The organism is Streptomyces lunalinharesii, assembly GCF_039532155.1.
Lineage (GTDB): Bacteria > Actinomycetota > Actinomycetes > Streptomycetales > Streptomycetaceae > Streptomyces > Streptomyces lunalinharesii.
In genome coordinates this window covers 108,158-127,769 of sequence record NZ_BAAARK010000019.1, presented here as the reverse complement: position 1 = coordinate 127,769, position 19,612 = coordinate 108,158, and the positions used below count along the sequence as shown (strand labels likewise).

The window sequence follows — 19,612 nt, the reverse complement described above, 5'->3', positions numbered from 1 at the left end:
TGCGAAACGCTCCGCCCGCCCGCCGGGCCGGGCGCGCCCCGGAGCACAACGGATCGACGAAGCAGGGAAGTTACCGACTACCTCGCGCCTGGCACTCCGGCACGTCCCGGACCTCCACGCCGCCGAGGATGACGGCGAGATTCTCTCCCCTGCGGAGATCGCACCGCACGGGGTCGTCCCGAAGGAACCGCGCCCTTCGCCAGCCCACTCGGGTGGAGGGTCACGCGCACTGAGGAAGGCCGGGGGCAGGGTCCATCTTCGTGCCCACGTCCGACGCCGGAACATTTCCCCGAAAACCCTGGCCCTCGAATTGTGTCCAATACCAGATGTTGTTGCCTCCCGAGTGGTTGGCGCCACGCCCCCAGCACGCATACCGACTGGAGTTACCGGTGAGTGTGTGGGCCACCCCGGAATGGATGTTGCGGTCGTTGTACACCTCGATCCCGGCCTGATCGCCTGTGCAGTACAGGACCTTGCGTTCGACGTGACACTCGGCGTCAGGGGCGGACGGGCCGGTGTCCGGCCGACCATCAGGAGTCTTGTGCCCGGAAGGCGTTTCGACAGCGATCGCTTTCGGCGGCGTTCCCTCGCCGTCAGCGCCACCCCCGCCACCGGACAACGCCGAAGTGGCGGCGCTGACCACGCCGAACACCCCGCCGCCGACGGTCGTGATCAAAGCTGCGACAAGAGCGACTTTGCCGGCTTCGGTCAGACCGCCGAACCACTCCCGTGCCCGGTGCATGCGTGATCGTTGCCGGGGTAAAGGCGCAGGCTCGGAATCCGAGTCAGGGGTTGGGTTCGGGTCACTACTCGGGGATTGCGGTGCCGAGGACAACGAAAACCTCCTGGCCTTTCCATGGGCTGGACGGGCTCAAGACGGTAGAGGATTCGGGTGCCCAAAACCACAATGCAAGCTCAGGGTCGCCCGTTGACGGCGAGACCAACTACCGCTGCTCCCACAGCAGTTCGACTCACCCTCGTCGCAGCGCCAGCCACAACCGTGCTCGCCTGCTCGGGCTGTCGTACCGCCGACTAGATCGCAGGCGGCAGCGTCCCCCGGGGCCACCGGCCGAGCCAGAAGGCGATTGCGGAGGGCAGGTTCACGCCTTGGGTGGAGCCATCGTGCAGGAGGTACTCCGTCGGGGCGAGGTAGCCCTCACCGGGACTGATCCGGACGCGGATGCAGGCGAGGCGGTGGCCGGCGGCGACGTACGCCCGGTAGTCGTCGGTGTGGGGTGATCTGCGGGCGTAGTTCCGGGGGTGAACGGCCCGGCAGACCGCCTGGGCATCGAGTGCGCCGAGGATGATGTACCGGTTGCCGGGGCCAAGGTTGAGGGCGAGCCGTCGACGGGCACCAGGTCTGCCGGCGTAGCCGAGCTTGTCCCAGTTGTCGAGGTGGAGGCCGATCAGGCGGCCGTCCTGATAGTTGTTCGTGGTGGTGGTCATGCCGGGTTCGGCGAGGGCTTGCCCGAGGTACTGGGCCTGCTCGTCGCCCAACGGCTTCGCCAGACCTTCCAGGTCAGCGCCAGTGGGTGCGGGCAGTTTGACGACCTCCACGAGGGTGGCGGGTGAGGTGTGAGGTGGTGCTGCCAACGCACGGCCGGCCGCCGCCGTCAGTGGCTTCCAGGCTCCGGACGGGATGATCGCTCCGTCCTCGAACTCGGACGTGTTCCGGACGGCGCGGACGACAGCGGTGTCGCACCGTTCTCGGAGGGCGTCCAGGTCGGTGACGGCTACGCGTAAAGGCATGGATCCCCCTGGCTTCAGTCGTCTCCGACACTGATGCCGAGTTCGGCCACCAGAGCGTGGGCGAGGTCGGGCTGCTGCTCCGGACCGATGAGGACTTTTGACAGGTTGGCGACCCCGCGCACCGCCGCGATGTCGTTGCCGCGCAGGTCGGTGTCCCGGTAGCGTCCGGGGCCGAACTCGGTACGGGTGAGCATGCAATCGCGAAAGACGGCGTAGGTCAGGTCGCAGTCGGCGAACGTGGCCTCGGTGAGAGCGCAGCCAGCGAAAACGACGGGGCCGGCCGCACGGATCTTCTCGAACGTGGCGAAGTCCAGTCGGCAGCCTTCGAACAGGACGTCGTCCAGCACCAGACGGTGCAGCACGGCTCCCATGAGCTTGCAATCGCGGAAGACCACGCGCGTCAGCTTGCTCTCACTCCAGCGGGCGGCGCCGAGATCACTGCCGACGATCTCCACACCATGAAGGTTCAGTGCCTCGAACTCCACCCGCTCACACCGGAGATCGCTGATGCGGCCGGTGATGAGCTGCGTGTCCTCGAGGTCCAGCGACCGCAGGTTCGCCTCTCCGTAGGAGAAGTCCCGGACGCTGCCACGTGGAGGGTCGAGGGTGTTGACGCGGGAGAGGTAGAGGCCCGGCTCGTCCAAGTCGGGGGTGGTGACGGTGACGTGCCCGAAAGTCCGGCTGGCCATGGTGGTCCTTCCAAGAGGCAACGGGACGCTGCCGTGGGTGGCGGGAACGCCCGCGGTCTGGCGGGGGCGCTATTTCTTGTTCCAGTTGTCCCAGGTGGGACGGTTGTCAAACGCTGATCCCTGGTTGTCCCACGTGGGTCGGTTGTCGAACAAAGTCGTGGGCTCGGTTTTCGCGGCCTCCAGGAGGGACTGGAAGCCGGGGGCCGAGGCCAGCACGATGTCAATGGCGGTGTTCGCGGACATGGCGCACAACTCCTTCGAGCAGAGCGATCTTCGCGGTGGTGCAGTAGCGGGTCCGGGTGCCATCCATCCGGCCGCCGTGTTCGAAGTACCGGTTGGCAGGAAGCGCCCCGCCGCAGAATGCGAAGTACGGGCAGGTGGCGCGGCAGGCGTCGACGCCGTTCCAGAATTCGGCGATCCAGGGCGTGCGCTCCTCGGCTTCCGCCACCAGCACGTCCAGACCGTCGTGGAGCGCGTTGCCGGTGGTGAAGTCCCCGAACCGCTTGTCGCTGAATCCGGCCAGCTCGGGAGAGAGCAGGACCACGCCGCCGTCGTAAGCGACCGTGGGCAACGGATCCCACGGCGCGGAGGGTGGGGCCGGCAAGCCGCCGGGCTACTGGCCGCGGAGATGGCCGCGGCCAAGCTCGTGAACGTACGGGTGTACGGCGTCGAAGGCCCAGTGTGTAGTGCGCTGAAGGCGACCGAGCAGTAAACCGGCCAATCCGTTCCGGACGACGCCCCGTTGTTCACCTCGGCCCTGGAGGCCACGCGACTGGTGGAAGCACACCCGGACCTCCTCGCGGCCAGCTCGCACATGCTCGCCGTCGCGCGGGCGTAGCCGCACACCGTGAAGCGACCCGAAGGGCCCATGCGGATACGGCCCATTCTTCGCAGGGTTCGGCGTGCGCTTCCCTCGATAGCTTCGGCATAGCGAAGGGGACGGCGGGGCGGCCTGCCGCCCCCTCGCGCGTGCGGCGGGGCGCAGCCCGGAGCCGACCCGCCAGGGCTCAGGAGGGCAGTTCTCCGCCCTTGACGGCAGCAACGAAGGACGACCAGCCGTCTGACGAAACCACCAACACGGGACCACGCGGATCCTTCGCATCACGAACGGGGACGATCCCGGGGAAACCGGGGGCCACCTCGATGCAGTCCCCGCCGTCGCGGTCGCTGTAGCTGCTCTTGGTCCAGGTCGCCGAGTTGAACTCGTACGCGTCCATCAAGCCTGTGCCCTTCCCTCTGGAGTGGAGCAACCGCACACCGACCTCAGGCGGTCAACTCCCCGCCGTTTACGGCAGCAACGAAGGACGACCAGCCGTCTGACGAAACCATCAGCACGGGACCGCGCGGATCCTTCGAATCACGGACGGGGACGACGCCGGGGAAACCGGGGGCCACCTCGATGCAGTTGCCGCCGTTGTCGTCGCTGTAGCTGCTCTTGGTCCAGGTCGCCGCGCCGAGTTCGTGCCTGTCCATGATGCCCGTACCCTTCCATCACGTCGCTGATCAGAGCGGCGGATTCGCAGGCTGACGGAGCGTCTGCCCTGAGCACATCATAGGTCTGGGCATGACGCGCATAGGTGGCTGGATCATCGTTGAAATGGCCACGGTCAAGAGATTCCGAGTAGACCCACCGGTGCCCGTCGGGCAGCTCGATCAACGACATGGAACCTCTTGGCCTGATGAACCCAGTGACGCCCGCCGGGGCAACTTGGATACGGATGTTGGGGTGCCTTCCAACTCTCAGCAGATGGGCGCACTGGTCACGCATGATCTCTGCACTTCCCACCCCGTTGCGGAGGCAGCTCTCATCCAAGACGGCGACGTAGAGCGGACCGTCGTCTACCAAGAAACGCTGCTGCCGGCTCAGTCGGGCTCTGACACGCTCCCCGACTTCCTCCATACTCGCAGGACGGCGACTGAACAGCGCATGTGCGTAGTCGGGCGTCTGCAACAAACCCGGGATAACCCGCTCTTGATATTCCCGCAGCGCCACCGCCTCCGCGTCCATCTCCGCTCGCCGCTTGAACCAATCGGGATGCGCGACCTCCGGATACCAGTCGATCCGCCCCCACAGCCGCTTCAACACCCCACCCGTGCTGAGCAGTTCGTCGCACTTCTCGGCCGAGGTCTCGTGCGGGACCCGCGTTCCCCGCTCGACTCTCGCCACGTGCGACCGATCGCACGGGATCTTCCTCGCCAGGTCCTCCTGGGTGAGTCCGGCCGCTTCGCGGAAGTGCCTCAGGACCTCCCCGAAGACGGCGGCGTTGGTGGCGGCCGTTCCCCCCGTGGCATTGCGTCGGTTCACGCATTCCCCTTTGTGACAGTCGGCAAGTGGCACGCGTCAGGCATTGCACCCCGGCACTCCGCAGAGCAACGCTCTACCTACCCAACGTAACGGGCCCAGGGCGGCGCGACCCGCCATTCGCACAAGACCCCCGCGACCGTGCAACCGGTCCGGGGGCGTGGCCATCAACTACAACGGAGTTGACGACGTGATGCACCGTACCGTGAGCCTCTTCCTGCCGCTGCTGCGGCTGTTACTTCCGGCCGCCGGACGGCACCGGACACCCGGCACCCCGCCCCCGTCGCCCCCCGCCCCGCCCCACGCGGCCCCGCAGTCGGCGATCGTGCCGCTTCGGCCGGCCGCGCGGCTGCCGGTGCTGCTCCGTGGTGCGGACGTCCCGCTCGTCCGGCCGTACGTCCTCACCGAGGCGGAACGCGCGGAGCGGCGGCTACGGCGCGGGCGGCGGCGGGCCCTGTGGCTCGCCGTGCACGGCGTCGACGTCGAGCCGCGCCGCATCCACGGGGTGGCGGTCGCGGCATGAGGGACCACGCCGACCGCGCGCCGCGGCTGTTGCCCTGGACGACCCCGGAGGGGAACCCGTGCTTCCTGCTCCCCAGCGACGGGACCGGGTACGTCTCCCGGCTCGCCGACCGCTGGGAGGCCGAACAGCTCGGCTCCGCCGCGGTCCTCATCGAGGACGCGGAGCGGATCCTCGCCGCACGGTCCTGGACGCCCGGTGAACTCCATCTGCTCACCGTCGAGTTGAAGAACTCGCTGGTCACCACCCATCGGGTCGCGGAAAGCCGCGGGGCGCGGCTGCCGGGGCCCGCCTACGAGCCGGACGACGACCCGGACGACGATCCCGAGGACGCTCCCGACGACGAGCGGCACCGACCCTAGACAGGGCCACGGGCCCGCCCCAGACGTGGCGTCCCCCGACGGGAAGCAGCGCGACGACGGCAGCCGTGCCGTTCGCCCCGCCCCGTCCGCCCCCGTGACGCGGGGTGCCGCCCCCGGGCGGTGAGGGACGCCACCACGCCGGCGCGCCGGGCTGCCACACACTCCCGCGGGGCAGCTCGGCGCGCCGCCCGGCCCCCGACAGCGGGGCCCGAAGAACTCCCCGCCCCGTACGGGTGGGGACGTACGAGCACCTCCCCACCTGGAAGGAAGGAGAGCGCCATGCCCCGTACGGAACTGGCAGAGCGCCGCCCCATCGGCCTGGCACTGGACGCGCCGGAGCTGCGGTTGCCGCTGAGCACCGGCGGCGCCACGCCCCTGCCCGAACTCCTCACGGGCCGCGGACCGTCGCCGTTCGCGTTCCGTTTCCTCGTACCGGTGACGGCCTCGGGCGGCATCCTGCCGTCCGACGTGGCCTACGACGAGGACACCCAGACAGGGACCTACGAGGACCTGCCGCCCGGCGTCTACATGACCAAGAACCCGCCGAAGACCTACGGCCCCACCCAGCCCACCGGGCAGATGGACGCACCGGACGACCCCGGACCGAGCGACGACTGATGACGGAAGCCGGACAGGTTCTCGTCCTGGCGGGTCGCTTCGATCCGACCTGCGATCTGGTGGTCGAGGAGCTGAACCGGCGTGCCGTGCCCGTCTTCCGGGCCGACCTGGCCGAATTCCCGCTGAGGCTCACGCTCGCCGCGAGCCTCAGCGGGAACCGCTGGCACGGCACGCTGCGCAACGACCGCCGCACGCTCGATCTGGCGTCGGTCCGTTCCGTCTACTACCGCCGTCCCACCCGTCCGGCGTTCCCCGCGCAGCTGACTGCGGAAGCCCGCAAGGTCGCGGAGACCGAGGCGCGGTGGGGGTTCGGCGGGCTGCTGTCCGCCCTGCCGTGCCGGTGGCTCCCGCCGCCGGGGAAGGCGGCCGACGCCGAGTACAAGCCGCTGCAACTGCGCGTCGCCGCGGCAGCGGGCCTACGCGTCCCCGGGACCCTGATCACCAACGACCCCGACGCGGCACGGGATTTCGCCGATTCGACGGGCGGCCCCCTCGTCTACAAGCCGTTCTTCCCCGTGCGGGGAACCGTGCACGGGCAGACTGCCGCCGTGTACGCCAGCATCGTCCCTCCCGGAGACCTCCCCCACCCGGACATCGCAACCACCGCCCACCTCTTCCAGGAGTGGGTGCCCAAGGCGCACGAGGTGCGACTGACGGTCGTCGGCCGCCGGATCTTCGCGGCCGAGATCCACGCCGATTCGGACGCGGGTCGCATCGACTGGCGCAGCGACTACGACAGCCACACGTACCGGATCTGCGAGCCGCCGGACGACGTGGCGGCCGGCGTGCTCCGGGTGCTCGACCGGCTCCAACTGCCCTATGGGGCATTCGATTTCGTGGTCTCGCCGGACGGCGACTGGCACTTCCTGGAAGTGAATCCCAGCGGCCAGTACGGGTTCGTCGAACAGGCCACCGGGCTGCCCATCACGGCCGCGATCTGCGACTACCTGGAAGGGAACCACCAGTGACCCCCACCGTCGGTGACGAGCGGCGCCTGATCGCCGCTCGCGTCGCCCTGACCCAGCAGATCGACCGCGGAGGCGTGGTGCTGTCCGCCCGTCTGGCGGGCGCCTTCCTCAACGTCCCCCGGCACCCCTTCGTGCCCGTCTTCTACCGCCGCCACGGCGAACGGTTCCTGCCCTGGCGCGGTTCCGACGGCGATGCGCAGGCGTGGCTCGACGCCGTCTACGCGGACGACTCCCTCCTCACCGAAGTGGCCGGCGTCCACGCCGAGGACGCCGCTCCCGAAGGGCTGTCCGGAGTCCCCACGTCGTCGTCGACGGCGCCGAGCCTCATGGCGGACATGCTCGACGCCCTCGACGTGCACGAAGGGCACGAGGTCTACGAAGCCGGCACCGGCACCGGCTACAACGCCGGCCTCCTGTGCTTCCTCGCCGGGGACCGGCACGTCACGACCGTCGACCGCACCGGCGCCCTCACGGACCGGGCCCGTCCGCGGCTGGGCTCCGTGGGCTTTTGTCCGCTGGTCGTCCACGGCGATGCGGCGCGGGACTTCCCCGGCGACGCCACGTACGACCGGATCATCGCCACCGCCTCCGTGCGCCGGGTCCCGCCCGCCTGGCTGGCGCGGCTCCGCCCCGGCGGCCTCATGGTGGTGCCGCTCAAGGGCGCGCTCGCCGGTGGGATGGTCGCCCGTCTGACGAAGCTCCCCGACGGGACCGCGGCCGGCCACGTCCTGCACTCGCCCGCGGCGTTCATGCCGCTGCGGAGCGGACCGGAGCAGCCCGCCCCGTCGCCCCTCGTCCCCGACGGCCCGAGCACACAGGCCGAGGTCTCGGCCCGGGTGCTCGACGACTGGGCGTTCTCGTTCTTCGCCGAACTCCACCTGCCCCCGAACCTCGTCCGCACGTTCGGGACCAACGACGACGGTGTGCACGTCACGACCCTTCACGACCCCGCCGACGGCTCGACGGCCCGCGTCGAGGACGGGCCCGAAGGCCCCCCGCAGCTCATGTCCGGGGGGCCACGTGACCTGTGGGGGCCGGTGGAGAGCGCCTACCGACGGTGGCTCGAACTCCGGTGCCCCCGCCGCGAGTGGTTCCGCATCGAGGTCACCCCCACGGAGCAGAGCCTGCGGTACACCGCCCCGGACGGACGGGTGCACCGCTGGACCACGGCGGGGCCCGCGGGCGGGTGGCGGGAGGGGCGCGCCTAGAACAGCTTGCCCGGGTTGAGGAGGCCCAGGGGGTCGAAGACCTGCTTGATGCCGCGGTGCAACTCCACCGTGTCCGGGCCGAGTTCGCGGGCCAGCCAGTCCTTCTTCAGGACGCCGACGCCGTGTTCGCCGGTGATGGTGCCGCCCAGTCGGAGGCCGAGCGCCATGATGGCGTCGAACGACTCGCGGGCCCGTCGTTCCTCGTCGGGGTCGGCCGGGTCGAAGCAGACCAGCGGGTGGGTGTTGCCGTCGCCGGCGTGCGCGCAGACGCCGATGGTCAGGTCGTACTCCTCGGCGACGGCGGCGGCGCCCTCCAGCATCGCGGCGAGTTGCGAGCGGGGCACGCAGACGTCGTCGATGAGCATCGCGGGCTTGATCCGCTCCAGCGCGGTGAAGGTCAACCGGCGTGCCTGGAGGAGGAGTTCGGACTCGGCGGCGTTCTCGGCGGGGACGACCTGGGTGGCGCCGGCGGCCTCGCACAGCGCGCCGACCGCGGCCAGGTCGGCCGCCGGATCGGGGGTGTCGAAGGCCGCCAGCAACAGCACCTCGGTGGTCTCCGGCAGGCCCATCTGCGCCATGGCGTTGACCGCGCGGACACTGGTGCGGTCCATCAGCTCCAACAGCGACGGGGCGTGGCCCTCGGCCATGATCCGGCAGACCGCGTCGCCGGCGGCGGCCACCGAGCCGAACTCGGCGACCAGGGCGAGCTGTTGGGGCGGTTCTGGCTTCAGCGCCAGGGTGGCGCGGACCACGACGCCGAGGCTGCCCTCGGAGCCCACGAAGAGCCGGGTGAGGTCGTAGCCGGCCACGCCCTTGGCGGTGCGCCGCCCGGTCTTGATCAGTCGGCCGTCGGCGAGGACCACCTCCAGGCCGAGCACGTACTCGGCGGTGACGCCGTACTTCACGCAGCACAGGCCGCCGGCGGCGGTGCCGATGTTGCCGCCGATGGTGCAGGTCTCCCAGCTGGAGGGGTCGGGCGGGTAGGAGAGGCCGTGCTCGTTGACCGCGCGGGACAGGACGGCGTTGACGACGCCCGGCTCGACCACCGCGATCCGGTCGACGGGGTTGATCTCCAGGATGCGGTCCATCTTGACCAGCGACAGCACGATGCAGCCGTCGGTGGCGTTGGCGGCGCCGGAGACGCCGGTGCGGGCGCCCTGGGGGACGACCGGGACGCGCAGTGCGGTCGCGGTCCGCATCACGTGCTGGACCTGCTCGACGGTGCGCGGCAGGACGACCACGGCGGGGGTGCCGGCGTCGCAGAAGTTGGCCATGTCCCGGGCGTAGGAGCCGGTGACGTCGGGGTCGGTGAGCAGCGCTTCCCCGGGGAGCCCGGCGCGCAGGCGTGCGATGAGGTCCATGCCCTCAGCCTCGCATCCGTGGGCCGTACACGGAAGATCGTCCACGGCCCACGGACCGGGGCTCCGGCGGCGGGACGGCGCCGGCCGGAGCCGCCGGCTCAGAGGTTGCCGCGGCGGTCCTGCTCGCGCTCGATCGCCTGGAAGAGGGCCTTGAAGTTGCCCTTGCCGAAGCCCAGGGAGCCGTGCCGCTCGATCATCTCGAAGAAGACCGTCGGGCGGTCCTGGACCGGCTTGGTGAAGATCTGCAGCAGGTAGCCGTCCTCGTCCCGGTCGGCGAGGATCTTCAGCTCGCGCAGCTCGTCGATCGGGACCCGGGTTTCGCCGACCCACTCGCCGAGGGTGTCGTAGTACGAGCCGGGCACGTCGAGGAACTCCACGCCCGCGGCCCGCATCTGGCGGACCGACGCCACGATGTCGTTGGTGGCCAGCGCGATGTGCTGGACGCCGGGGCCGCCGTAGAACTCCAGGTACTCGTCGATCTGCGACTTCTTCTTGGCGAGGGCCGGCTCGTTGAGCGGGAACTTCACCTTCTTGGTGCCGTCCGCGACGACCTTGGACATCAGCGCCGAGTACTCGGTGGCGATGTCGTCGCCGACGAACTCCTTCATGTTGGTGAAGCCCATGACGTCGTTGTAGAAGGCCACCCACTCGTCCATCTTGCCGAGTTCGACGTTGCCGACGCAGTGGTCGATGGCCTGGAAGAAACGTTTTGTCGGGGCGGCGACCAACGGCTCGACGGCGACGAAGCCGGGCAGGTAGGGACCGTCGTAGCCGCGGCGCTCCACCAGGGTGTGGCGGGTCTGTCCGTAGGTGGCGATGGCGGCCCGGACGACCGTGCCGTGCTCGTCGGTGGTCTCGTAGGGCTCGGTGAGGCCGGTGGCGCCGTGCTCGACGGCGTAGGCGTAGGCCGCGCGGGCGTCCGGCACCTCGATGGCCAGGTCGACGACGCCGTCGCCGTGCGCGGCCACGTGCTCCGCGAGGAAGCGGCCCCAGTCGGTGGTCGGCTTGACCACCGAGGTGAAGACGAACCGCGCGCCGCCGGACTCCAGGACGTAGGAGGCCGTCTCGCGACTACCGGTCTCCGGGCCCTGGTAGGCGACCCTCTTCATGCCGAAGGCGGTGGAGTAGTAGTGCGCGGCCTGCTTGGCGTTGCCGACGGCGAAGACGACCGCGTCCATCCCCTTGACCGGGAAGGGGTCCGCCTGCCGGGCCGTGGCCGGGGTGGTGGGCTGGGTGTGCATCGTGGTGTCTGCCATGTCCGCAGAGTCCCGCCGATCCACAAGGTGCGCAATAGTTCACGCAATCACTGGGCAGTGTGTATAGGCATTCACGGAAACCACCGAGCGATCTGTACACGATGACCATCGAAATCGGAGGCTACGGCCGTGGCGATCGATCATTTGGACGGAGCGTTGCTGGAACTGCTCGCCCGGGAGCCGCGGATCGGCGTCCTGGAGGCGTCCCGCCGGCTGGGGGTGGCCCGCGGGACGGTGCAGGCGCGGCTCGACCGGCTTCAGTCGAATGGAGTGATCCGGGGCTTCGGGCCCGACGTGGACCCGGCGGCGCTGGGCTATCCGGTGACCGCGTTCGCGACGCTGGAGATCAAGCAGGGCCAAGGCAACGACGTGCGGGCCCACTTGGCCGGCGTACCGGAAGTGCTGGAACTGCATACAACGACCGGACACGGGGACATGCTCTGCAGGTTGGTGGCGCGGTCGAACGCCGATCTCCAGCGGGTGATCGACCGGGTCGTGGGCTTTGATGGCATCGTGCGGGCATCGACGGCGATCGTCATGGAAAATCCGGTTCCGCTCCGGCTCATCCCGTTGGTGAAGCAGGCCGCCGGCGACTGAACCGCGGCGGGCCGGCCGCAACGGTGACGGACCGAGGAGGCGACGGGTGAGCTTCTGGGAGTACGTCGGCAGCCGGCACGCCCAGCTGCTGACGGACACGTATCAGCACGCCAGCGCCGTCTTCCAGTGCATGGTGCTCGCCACCGTGCTGGGCGTCGCGCTCGGCGTCGCCACCTACCGCAGCGAGTGGGCCGGCGCGCTCGCCACCATGACCACCGCGACGATCCTGACCATCCCGTCCCTGGCCATGATCGGCCTGCTGATCCCGATCGTCGGCCTCGGCGTCGCGCCGACCGTCGTCGCCCTGACGCTGTACGGGCTGCTGCCGGTGGTCCGCAACGCCATCGTGGGGCTGCGCGGGGTGGACCCGGCACTGGTCGACGCCGCCAAGGGGATCGGGATGTCGCGCACCGCCCGGCTGTTCCGGGTCGAACTCCCGCTGGCCTGGCCGCCGATCCTCACCGGCATCCGGGTCGCCACCCAGATGCTGATGGGCATCGCGGCCATCGCCGCCTTCGCCTCCGGGCCCGGCCTGGGCAACGAGATCTTCCGCGGCATCGCCTCGTTGGGCAGCGCCAACGCGCTCAACCAGGTGCTCTCCGGGACGCTCGGGATCGTCGTCCTGGCCCTCCTCTTCGACGCCGCCTACGTCCTGATCGGACGCCTGACCATTTCCAGGGGGATCCGTGCCTGAGCCGCCCGCGAGCGACCGGAGCGCCACGGGGGCGGCCGCCCGGCCGGCCCCTTCGACGGGCGCCGCCATCCAGCTGGAGCACCTGACGAAGGCGTACCCCGGCAGCCCCGTGCCGGCGGTGGACGACGTCAGCATGGAGATCAAGGCCGGCGAGACGGTGGTGTTCGTGGGGCCGTCCGGCTGCGGGAAGTCCACCACGCTGAAGATGATCAACCGCCTGATCGAGCCGACGTCCGGCCGCATCCGGATCGGCGACGAGGACGTCACCGCCATCGACCCGGTCGGGCTGCGGCGCAAGGTCGGCTACGCGATCCAGGCGTCCGGGCTCTTCCCGCACATGTCGGTGGCGGAGAACATCGCCCTGGTGCCGAAGATGACCGGCTGGTCGAGGGCGCGCACCCGGGAGCGGGTCGCGGAGATGCTCGACCTGGTCGGGCTGGACCCGGGCGAGTTCCACGACCGCTACCCGCGCCAGCTCTCCGGCGGCCAGCAGCAGCGGGTCGGGGTGGCCCGCGCGCTCGCCGCCGATCCCCCGGTGCTCCTGATGGACGAGCCGTTCGGCGCGGTCGACCCGATCACCCGCGACCACCTCCAGGACGAGCTGATCCGGCTCCAGCACGAACTGCACAAGACGATCGTCTTCGTCACCCACGACTTCGACGAGGCGATCAAGCTCGGCGACCGGATCGCGGTGCTCCGCGAGCGCTCGCACATCGCCCAGTTCGACACCCCCGAGGCCATCCTCACCAATCCGGCGGACGACTTCGTCTCCGGCTTCGTGGGCGCCGGGGCGGCGCTCAAGCGGCTCAACCTGACCCGGGTGCGGGACGTGGCGGTGGTCGACTTCCCCACCGCGCAGGTCGACGACCCGCTCCAGTCGATCTTCGACCTGCTGCGCGACGGCGCCACCAACGAGGTGCTGCTGCTGGACCGGCACCGCCGCCCGTACAAGTGGCTGCGCCGCGGCGACCTCTCGCGCGCCAAGCAGTCGCTGGCCCGGGCCGGCACCCTGGTCACCGACACGGTGACGCGGGACGCGACGCTGCGCGACGCGCTGGAGGCGGTGCTGACCGACAGCGCGGGGCGGGTCGCGGTCACCGGCCGGCGCGGCGAGTTCCTCGGCGTGGTCGACATGGAGACGTTGATGAACAACGTCCACGAACTGCTCGAAGCGGACCGCCTGGAGGCCCTGGAGCACCAGCACGACCTCCAGACACTGCGCGCCCACCGGACCCAGCTCGCCCAGGAGGGCCTGGAGGGCACTGGCGGGGCCGACGGCGGCCCGGGGGGCCGGGCGTGACGCCGGGCACGTCCCCGGACCGCGGGGGCCCTCCAGGGCCCGCCGGCGGGCCCGGCGGGGCGACCCTCCCCGACGACGCGGCGGACGCGGAAGGGGAGTTGGCGGCCGGAACGGCGCCCAGCGGGTCAACGGCCGGCAGCCGGCGCCGGATCAGCTGGCAGAAGTGGACGTGCATGCCGGTGTTCCTGACCGCCGCGCTGCTGGCGACCTGGCTGTGGTTCCGTGGCGCCCACCTGGACTCCATCGCCCACCAGGCGGTCGACCACGGCAAGGTGTGGCTGGCGCTGCGCCAGCACGTCCAACTGACGGCCGTCTCCACCTTCTTCGTGCTGGTGATCGCGATCCCGCTGGGCATCGCGCTGACCCGGCCGCGACTGCGCCGGGCCACCCCGTTCGCGATGGTCCTGGCCAACCTCGGGCAGGCCGTGCCGGCGCTCGGCCTGCTGGTGCTGCTGGTCATCTGGCTCGGCATCGGGGCGCGTTCGGCGATCGTGGGCATGGTGATCTACGCCGTGCTGCCGGTGCTGGCCAACACCATCGCCGGGCTGCGCGGGATCGATCCGACGCTGACCGAGGCGGCCCGCGGCATCGGCATGTCCCCGCTGGGCGTGCTGGGCCGGGTCGAACTCCCGCTGGCCGTCCCGCTGATCCTGGCCGGCGTGCGCACCGCGCTGGTGCTGAACGTGGGGACCGCGACGCTGGCCACGTTCGGCGGGGGCGGCGGGCTGGGCGACCTGATCTCGGCGGGCATCATCACCCAGCGGATGCCGGTGCTGATCCTGGGCTCGGTGCTGACGGTGGCGCTGGCGCTGCTGGTCGAGTGGCTCGCCTCGTTGGTGGAACTGCTGTTGCGGCCGCGCGGGTTGGAGGTGGCCACGTGAGGGGGCGGCCCTGCGGGCGGCGGGAGCGCCGGGGCGCGCGGACGGCGGTCGCCGCGGTGGTGCTGGCGGCGGCGCTGCTCGGCGGCTGCGGGCTGGTCAGCGGCAGCCCGATGAGCGACGACGTCGTCCCGGGGACGGTCGGCCGGGGGCTGCCCCTCAAGGGCGCCGAGCTGACCGTCACGTCGAAGGAGTTCACCGAGAACATCGTCCTCGGCCAGATCATGGGGCTGGTCTTCAAGGCCGCCGGCGCCACCGTCATCGACAAGACCAACATCCAGGGCACCATCGGCGCCCGGGAGGCCGTGCGCACCGGCACAGCGGACGGGATGTACGAGTACACCGGCACCGGCTGGATCACCCACCTCGGCCACGTGACGCCCATCGCGGACCCGCAGCGGCAGTGGGAGGCGGTGCGCGACGCCGACCTGCGCAACGGCATCGTCTGGCTGCCGCAGTCCCGGCTGAACAACACCTACGCCCTGGCGCTGAACGCCGCCAACGAGAAGAAGTACCGGGTGCGCACCCTCTCCGACGTCGCCGCGCTGCTGAAGAAGGACCCGGGCGCCGTCACGCTGTGCGTGGAGAACGAGTTCGCCACCCGCAACGACGGCCTGCCCGGCATGGCGAGGGCGTACGGCATGAACATCCCGCCCGGCAACGTCCGGCGGATGACCGGCGGCGTCGTCTACACCGAGACGGCGAAGGGCACGTCCTGCACCTTCGGCGAGGTCTTCACCACCGACGGCCGGATCAAGGCCATGGGGCTGACCGTGCTCGCGGACGACAAGCACTTCTTCCCGAACTACAACGCCGCACCGGAGATCAACGCCGCCGCCCTGCGCAAGCACCCGCAGATCGCCGCCGTCCTCGCGCCGGTCACCGCCGCCCTGAACAACCAGGTCGCCCAGAAGCTCAACGCCAAGGTGGACGTCGAGGGCCAGGATCCGCACGCGGTGGCCAAGGAGTGGCTGCTCAAGGAGGGCTTCATCAAGGAGGGCGGGCGCTAGGGCGCCGCCGACGGACCTCCGCGACGTCGCGAGGCGGGCAGCCTCAAGGTCGACAGGCTGGTCTGCGACCACGCCGACCGGGAGGCCACCGCGACCCGGTGGGCACGGCCGCCGGGCCCTCGGCTCAGTCGGTGCAGCTGGGCACCGCGCCGCCGGCGTTGAGGGCCTTGAGGGAGTCCACCGCCCCGGCCAAGGTGGTGATCGGGATCAGTCGCATGCCCCGCGGGAGTTCGGCGCGGGCGTCCGTGCACTCCTTGCGCGGGACGAGGAAGACCGTCGCGCCGTCGCGGTGCGCGGCCTGCGTCTTCAGGGCCACCCCGCCGACCGCGCCGACCGCGCCGTCGGCGTCGATGGTGCCGGTCCCCGCGATGGTACGGCCGCCGGTCAGCTCGTGCCCGGCACCGTCCCCGTCCAGCTTGTCGACGATGCCCAGCGCGAACATCAGGCCGGCGCTCGGCCCGCCGACGTCCGCCAGGCTCAAGGTGACCTTGACGTCCTTGGGGGACTTCCCCAGCCGGTTCAGCGCGGCCCGGGTCGCGCTGTCCTGCGACTGCTTCATCTGCTCCGCGTTGTGCTCGGCGATCTCCTCGGTGTTGTTGCCCACCGGGTAGACCGAGTCCCGCGGCATCACCGCCTCGTCGGTGCGGAACCACGCGCGGACCACGTCCGGCAGGTGGACGGAGGCGGCCGGTCCGGTGGCCGTGATGGAGGTCATCCGCAGCTGCCCGCTGGTGCCGCGGGTGGGGACGCCGGCGATGGTGATCACCGGCTTGCCCTTGTCGTCGCCGAGGACGTTGGCCGTGATGCCCGGATACGCGACCGAGTACGGCAGCGGGGCCAGGGCGGCGGTGACGAGGACGGCGAGGACGAGGGCGGTGCAGACCAACAGGGCACGGGCGCGTGAGGACACCCCGCCACCCTAAATGACCCCCGCCCCGGCCGCCCCGTGCGGCGCCCTGGTCACACGGCAGCGCCACAGGGTCCCCACACGGGGCACGCGAGCACACCGATCGCCGGCCGGCGATCCGGCGGCCGGCGGCGGGGCCCGCGGCGTCAGCGCAGGGCCTCGGAGACCTCCCGGGCCGCGTCCAGCACGCGCGGGCCTATCTGCTCCGCGACGGAGTCGGTGAGCATCACCACGCCCACGCTGCCCTCTATGCCGCTGACCCCGAGCAGCGGTGCCGCGGCACCGCTGGCGCCGGCCTCCAACTCCCCGTGCGTCAGGGCGATCCCACCGTCTTGGAGGCGGCCCTGGCGGGCCTTGAGGATGGCCCGCCCGGCGGCCCCGCGGTCCAGCGGGTGACGGAATCCGGCGCGGTAGGCGACGTGGTAGTCGGTCCAGGTCGGCTCGACGACCGCGACCGCCAGCGCCTCGGTGCCGTCGACGAGGGTGAGGTGGGCGGTGGCGCCGACGTCCTCGGCCAGGGACCGCAGCGCCGGCAGCGCGGCCTCCCTGACCAGGGGGTGGACCTGGCGTCCCAGGCGCAGCACGCCCAGTCCGACCCGGGCCCGACCGCCGGCGTCCCGGCGCACCAGAGCGTGCTGCTCCAGCGTCGCCAGCAGGCGGTAGACCACGGTGCGGTTGACCCCGAGCTTGTGGGAGAGCTCGGTGACGGTCAGCCCGTGATCGGTGTCGGCGAGCAGTTTGAGGACGCGCAGTCCTCGGTCGAGCGTCTGGGAGGTCTCTGCGGTCACGACGCCCCCTCCTGGAGTGAGTTGGCGGCGTCCGTGCGCGGCGCACTGCTCGTCCCGGAACAGCGCGCAAGAGCCGCCGGCCGCTTTGCACCGGCTGCGCTCCGCGGCGGCGCTGCCACGGGGCGTGTGCGTGACCGGGACAGTAGCGAGCCACTCCGGTCAGCGGAAGAGCGCGTCCAGAATCCGGGCTTTCGCGCCCGGAATATCCGCTCTCGTCCGTACAGTGGTCCCCTCCGACGGGGTTCGAGTCGCGCCACCGTGACCATGGCGTTATCAAGCGGCCGCGCTCCGGCCGGACGCCCGCGCCGCGCCACGCACACCACTTCCGCACCGGACCCGCACGGCATCTCCCCGGCTCGGCCCCCGTACCCGGGCCGGCCCCTCACCTGGGCCGGCGACTCAGCCGGGCCGGCGCCGGCACCGCCGACGGGCCCGCGGCCTCACCGGTCCCGGGCGGCCGGCCGGGACCGGGGCCGGGACCGGGACGCGCTCAGCGCATGCGGGTGGCCCACTCCCGCACCTTCTTGATGCGCTCGTGGAGCTGCCCGGCCGTCGCCTCCGCGCTCGGCGGGCCGCCGCACACCCGGCGCAGCTCGGTGTGGATCACCCCGTGCGGTTTGCCGCTCTGGTGGACGTAGGCGCCCACCAGCGTGTTGAGCTGCTTGCGCAGTTCCAGCAGCTCCTTGTGCGTGACCACCGGGCGCCGCTCGGCGGGCATCTCCAGCAGGTCCGCCTCGGCGTCCGGCTTCTTCCGGCTGTGCGCGATCTGCCGGGCCTGCCGCTTCTGGAGCAGCATCTGCACCTGGTCGGGCTCCAGCAGCCCGGGGATGCCGAGGTAGTCCTGCTCCTCCTCGCTGCCGGCGTGCGCCTGCATGCCGAACTCGGCGCCGTCGTAGAGCACCCGGTCGAAGACGGCCTCCGACTCCAGCGCCTCGAACGAGAACTGCTCCTGCTCGCCGGTGTCCTCGTCCTGCTCCTTGTTGGCCTCGTCCAGCTCCTTCTCGGACTCGGCGTACGGGTCCTCCTCGCCGTCCTTCTTCGGCTTGTCCAGGACGTGGTCGCGCTCGACCTCCATCTCGTTGGCGAAGCCGAGCAACGACGGGACCGTGGGCAGGAAGACGGACGCGGTCTCGCCGCGCTTGCGGGACCGCACGAACCGGCCGACCGCCTGCGCGAAGAACAGCGGGGTGGAGATCGTGGTGGCGTACACGCCGACCGCGAGGCGAGGCACGTCGACGCCTTCGGACACCATCCGGACCGCGACCATCCAGCGGTCGTCGGAGTACGAGAAGTCGTCGATGCGCTGCGAGGCGCCCGCGTCGTCGGAGAGCACCAGGGTCGCGCCCTCGCCGGTGATCTCGCGGATCAGCTTGGCGTAGGCCCGGGCCTGCTCCTGGTCGGAGGCGATCACCAGGGCACCGGCGTCCGGGATGCCCTTGCGGACCTCCGTCAGCCGCCGGTCGGCGGCCCGCAGCACGTTCGGCATCCACTCGCCGCGCGGGTCCAGCGCGGTGCGCCACGCCTGGGAGACCGCGTCCTTGGTCATCGGCTCGCCCAGCCGCGCCGCGATCTCGTCGCCGGCCTTGGTGCGCCAGCGCATGTTGCCGCTGTAGGAGAGGAAGATGACCGGCCGGACGACGCCGTCGCCGAGCGCGTTGCCGTAGCCGTAGGTGTAGTCGGCGGACGACCGGCGGATCCCGTCGTTGCCCTCCTCGTACGCCACGAACGGGATCGGGTTGGTGTCCGAGCGGAACGGGGTGCCGGTCAGCGCCAGCCGTCGGGTCGCCGGCTCGAACGCCTCCAGGCACGCCTCGCCCCACGACTTCGAGTCACCGGCGTGGTGGATCTCGTCGAGGATGACCAACGTCTTGCGCTGCTCGATCCGGTTGCGGTGCAGCATCGGGCGGACCCCGACACCGGCGTAGGTGATCGCGATGCCGTGGTACTCGCGGCCCAGCGGCCCGGCGCTGTACTCCGGGTCGAGCTTGATGCCGATCCGGGCCGCGGCCTCCGCCCACTGCTTCTTCAGGTGCTCGGTCGGCGCGACGACCGTCACCTGCTGCACGACGTGGTGGTGCAGCAGCCACGAGGCGAGCGTCAGCGCGAAGGTGGTCTTGCCGGCGCCGGGCGTGGCCACGGCGAGGAAGTCCCGCGGCTGGGTCTGGAGGTAGCGGTCCATGGCCGCCTGCTGCCAGGCGCGCAGCTTGTTCGCGGTACCCCACGGGGCCCGTCCCGGGAACGCCGGGGACAGGTGATGGCTGTTGGTGGCGCTGGTGGTAGTAGTCACGGTCTCCGTCGGCTGAGGTCGGCGATCGGCAACCGCGTCAGCCTACCGGTGCCCCGCTTTCCGCCCGCCGCCGAACGCCCGCTCCCGCCCCGGGGTGGGAGCGACGTCACACCCCTTC

The 19,612-nt window shown here is 71.1% G+C and carries 23 protein-coding genes; 10 read left to right on the top strand and 13 right to left on the bottom strand.

The features are described from left to right. Window positions 1-220: 220 nt before the first annotated feature. The 8 genes from ABD385_RS25910 to ABD385_RS25875 form a co-directional block, all read right to left on the bottom strand. Window positions 221-742: a hypothetical protein gene (locus ABD385_RS25910; RefSeq protein WP_344580388.1), complete on the bottom strand. Its 522-nt coding sequence runs from the start codon at window positions 740-742 to the stop codon at window positions 221-223. 290 nt (window positions 743-1,032) lie between these two features. Further along, complete coding sequence (locus ABD385_RS25905; protein ID WP_344580386.1) at window positions 1,033-1,749, bottom strand: hypothetical protein; 717 nt, start codon at window positions 1,747-1,749, stop codon at window positions 1,033-1,035. A gap of 14 nt (window positions 1,750-1,763) precedes the next feature. Continuing rightward, entirely contained in the window at window positions 1,764-2,438 is a 675-nt protein-coding gene (locus ABD385_RS25900) for a pentapeptide repeat-containing protein (RefSeq protein ID WP_344580383.1), read from the bottom strand. 69 nt (window positions 2,439-2,507) lie between these two features. Further along, window positions 2,508-2,681, bottom strand: a complete 174-nt coding sequence (gene amcA / locus ABD385_RS25895; RefSeq protein ID WP_344580381.1) for a multiple cyclophane-containing RiPP AmcA — start codon at window positions 2,679-2,681, stop codon at window positions 2,508-2,510. Next, window positions 2,659-3,009 carry a radical SAM protein gene (locus tag ABD385_RS25890; RefSeq protein ID WP_344580378.1) on the bottom strand — a complete coding sequence of 117 codons (351 nt, stop codon included), beginning with the start codon at window positions 3,007-3,009 and terminating at the stop codon, window positions 2,659-2,661. The genes amcA and ABD385_RS25890 overlap by 23 nt, the downstream gene beginning before the upstream one ends. A gap of 436 nt (window positions 3,010-3,445) precedes the next feature. Further along, window positions 3,446-3,655: a DUF397 domain-containing protein gene (locus ABD385_RS25885; RefSeq protein ID WP_344580375.1), complete on the bottom strand. Its 210-nt coding sequence runs from the start codon at window positions 3,653-3,655 to the stop codon at window positions 3,446-3,448. A gap of 46 nt (window positions 3,656-3,701) precedes the next feature. Beyond that, window positions 3,702-3,833, bottom strand: a complete 132-nt coding sequence (locus ABD385_RS25880) for a DUF397 domain-containing protein (protein WP_344580372.1) — start codon at window positions 3,831-3,833, stop codon at window positions 3,702-3,704. After that, window positions 3,796-4,743: a helix-turn-helix domain-containing protein gene (locus ABD385_RS25875; protein WP_344580370.1), complete on the bottom strand. Its 948-nt coding sequence runs from the start codon at window positions 4,741-4,743 to the stop codon at window positions 3,796-3,798. The genes ABD385_RS25880 and ABD385_RS25875 overlap by 38 nt, the downstream gene beginning before the upstream one ends. Window positions 4,744-4,933: 190 nt before the next feature. On the opposite strand from ABD385_RS25875, the gene ABD385_RS25870 reads away from it, so the two are divergent. The 5 genes from ABD385_RS25870 (at window position 4,934) to ABD385_RS25850 (ending at window position 8,416) form a co-directional block, all read left to right on the top strand. Then, window positions 4,934-5,263, top strand: a complete 330-nt coding sequence (locus ABD385_RS25870) for a hypothetical protein (RefSeq protein WP_344580367.1) — start codon at window positions 4,934-4,936, stop codon at window positions 5,261-5,263. After that, a complete protein-coding gene (locus ABD385_RS25865; protein ID WP_344580364.1) occupies window positions 5,260-5,622 on the top strand; it encodes a hypothetical protein in 363 nt (120 codons plus the stop codon). The genes ABD385_RS25870 and ABD385_RS25865 overlap by 4 nt, the downstream gene beginning before the upstream one ends. A 279-nt stretch (window positions 5,623-5,901) precedes the next feature. Further along, complete coding sequence (locus ABD385_RS25860) at window positions 5,902-6,240, top strand: hypothetical protein (protein ID WP_344580361.1); 339 nt, start codon at window positions 5,902-5,904, stop codon at window positions 6,238-6,240. Next, entirely contained in the window at window positions 6,240-7,208 is a 969-nt protein-coding gene (tgmB, locus tag ABD385_RS25855; protein ID WP_344580358.1) for an ATP-grasp ribosomal peptide maturase, read from the top strand. The genes ABD385_RS25860 and tgmB overlap by 1 nt, the downstream gene beginning before the upstream one ends. Continuing rightward, window positions 7,205-8,416, top strand: coding sequence for a methyltransferase domain-containing protein (locus tag ABD385_RS25850; RefSeq protein ID WP_344580355.1), 1,212 nt, complete (start codon window positions 7,205-7,207; stop codon window positions 8,414-8,416). The genes tgmB and ABD385_RS25850 overlap by 4 nt, the downstream gene beginning before the upstream one ends. Here ABD385_RS25850 and ABD385_RS25845 read toward each other — a convergent pair. Further along, window positions 8,413-9,777 (bottom strand): FAD-binding oxidoreductase, encoded by a 1,365-nt coding sequence (locus ABD385_RS25845; protein WP_344580354.1) that lies wholly within the window; start codon window positions 9,775-9,777, stop codon window positions 8,413-8,415. The genes ABD385_RS25850 and ABD385_RS25845 overlap by 4 nt on opposite strands. Window positions 9,778-9,875: 98 nt before the next feature. Next, window positions 9,876-11,033 carry a 4-hydroxyphenylpyruvate dioxygenase gene (gene hppD / locus ABD385_RS25840; RefSeq protein WP_344580350.1) on the bottom strand — a complete coding sequence of 386 codons (1,158 nt, stop codon included), beginning with the start codon at window positions 11,031-11,033 and terminating at the stop codon, window positions 9,876-9,878. Window positions 11,034-11,162: 129 nt separating this feature from the next. Here hppD and ABD385_RS25835 point away from each other — a divergent pair, with 129 nt between their 5' ends. The 5 genes from ABD385_RS25835 (at window position 11,163) to ABD385_RS25815 (ending at window position 15,512) form a co-directional block, all read left to right on the top strand. Further along, window positions 11,163-11,630, top strand: coding sequence for an Lrp/AsnC family transcriptional regulator (locus ABD385_RS25835; protein WP_016576396.1), 468 nt, complete (start codon window positions 11,163-11,165; stop codon window positions 11,628-11,630). Between the two features lie 46 nt (window positions 11,631-11,676). Beyond that, a complete protein-coding gene (locus ABD385_RS25830; RefSeq protein ID WP_344580345.1) occupies window positions 11,677-12,324 on the top strand; it encodes an ABC transporter permease in 648 nt (215 codons plus the stop codon). 73 nt (window positions 12,325-12,397) lie between these two features. Next, window positions 12,398-13,624 carry a betaine/proline/choline family ABC transporter ATP-binding protein gene (locus ABD385_RS25825; RefSeq protein ID WP_425585480.1) on the top strand — a complete coding sequence of 409 codons (1,227 nt, stop codon included), beginning with the start codon at window positions 12,398-12,400 and terminating at the stop codon, window positions 13,622-13,624. 98 nt (window positions 13,625-13,722) lie between these two features. Next, window positions 13,723-14,505 (top strand): ABC transporter permease, encoded by a 783-nt coding sequence (locus ABD385_RS25820; RefSeq protein ID WP_344580518.1) that lies wholly within the window; start codon window positions 13,723-13,725, stop codon window positions 14,503-14,505. Beyond that, entirely contained in the window at window positions 14,502-15,512 is a 1,011-nt protein-coding gene (locus tag ABD385_RS25815) for a glycine betaine ABC transporter substrate-binding protein (RefSeq protein WP_425585477.1), read from the top strand. Before ABD385_RS25820 ends, ABD385_RS25815 begins: the two co-directional genes overlap by 4 nt. A 124-nt stretch (window positions 15,513-15,636) precedes the next feature. On the opposite strand, the gene ABD385_RS25810 is transcribed toward ABD385_RS25815, so the two are convergent. The 3 genes from ABD385_RS25810 to ABD385_RS25800 all read right to left on the bottom strand — a co-directional run bounded on the left by ABD385_RS25810 (window position 15,637) and on the right by ABD385_RS25800 (window position 19,494). Next, window positions 15,637-16,422 carry a S16 family serine protease gene (locus tag ABD385_RS25810; RefSeq protein WP_344580340.1) on the bottom strand — a complete coding sequence of 262 codons (786 nt, stop codon included), beginning with the start codon at window positions 16,420-16,422 and terminating at the stop codon, window positions 15,637-15,639. A 143-nt stretch (window positions 16,423-16,565) separates the two neighbouring features. Next, the gene (locus ABD385_RS25805) at window positions 16,566-17,207 is read right to left on the bottom strand and encodes an IclR family transcriptional regulator (protein ID WP_344580338.1); all 642 of its coding nucleotides are present in this window, start codon (window positions 17,205-17,207) and stop codon (window positions 16,566-16,568) included. A 490-nt stretch (window positions 17,208-17,697) separates the two neighbouring features. Continuing rightward, window positions 17,698-19,494 carry a DEAD/DEAH box helicase gene (locus tag ABD385_RS25800; protein ID WP_344580335.1) on the bottom strand — a complete coding sequence of 599 codons (1,797 nt, stop codon included), beginning with the start codon at window positions 19,492-19,494 and terminating at the stop codon, window positions 17,698-17,700. Window positions 19,495-19,612 lie beyond the last annotated feature (118 nt).

Coding starts and splice junctions, on each gene's coding strand:
- ABD385_RS25910 (WP_344580388.1), bottom strand. CDS start 742: ATGCACCGGGCACGGGAGTGGTTCGGCGGTCTGACCGAAGCCGGCAAA.
- ABD385_RS25905 (WP_344580386.1), bottom strand. CDS start 1,749: ATGCCTTTACGCGTAGCCGTCACCGACCTGGACGCCCTCCGAGAACGG.
- ABD385_RS25900 (WP_344580383.1), bottom strand. CDS start 2,438: ATGGCCAGCCGGACTTTCGGGCACGTCACCGTCACCACCCCCGACTTG.
- amcA (WP_344580381.1), bottom strand. CDS start 2,681: ATGTCCGCGAACACCGCCATTGACATCGTGCTGGCCTCGGCCCCCGGC.
- ABD385_RS25885 (WP_344580375.1), bottom strand. CDS start 3,655: ATGGACGCGTACGAGTTCAACTCGGCGACCTGGACCAAGAGCAGCTAC.
- ABD385_RS25870 (WP_344580367.1), top strand. CDS start 4,934: ATGCACCGTACCGTGAGCCTCTTCCTGCCGCTGCTGCGGCTGTTACTT.
- ABD385_RS25865 (WP_344580364.1), top strand. CDS start 5,260: ATGAGGGACCACGCCGACCGCGCGCCGCGGCTGTTGCCCTGGACGACC.
- ABD385_RS25860 (WP_344580361.1), top strand. CDS start 5,902: ATGCCCCGTACGGAACTGGCAGAGCGCCGCCCCATCGGCCTGGCACTG.
- tgmB (WP_344580358.1), top strand. CDS start 6,240: ATGACGGAAGCCGGACAGGTTCTCGTCCTGGCGGGTCGCTTCGATCCG.
- ABD385_RS25845 (WP_344580354.1), bottom strand. CDS start 9,777: ATGGACCTCATCGCACGCCTGCGCGCCGGGCTCCCCGGGGAAGCGCTG.
- hppD (WP_344580350.1), bottom strand. CDS start 11,033: ATGGCAGACACCACGATGCACACCCAGCCCACCACCCCGGCCACGGCC.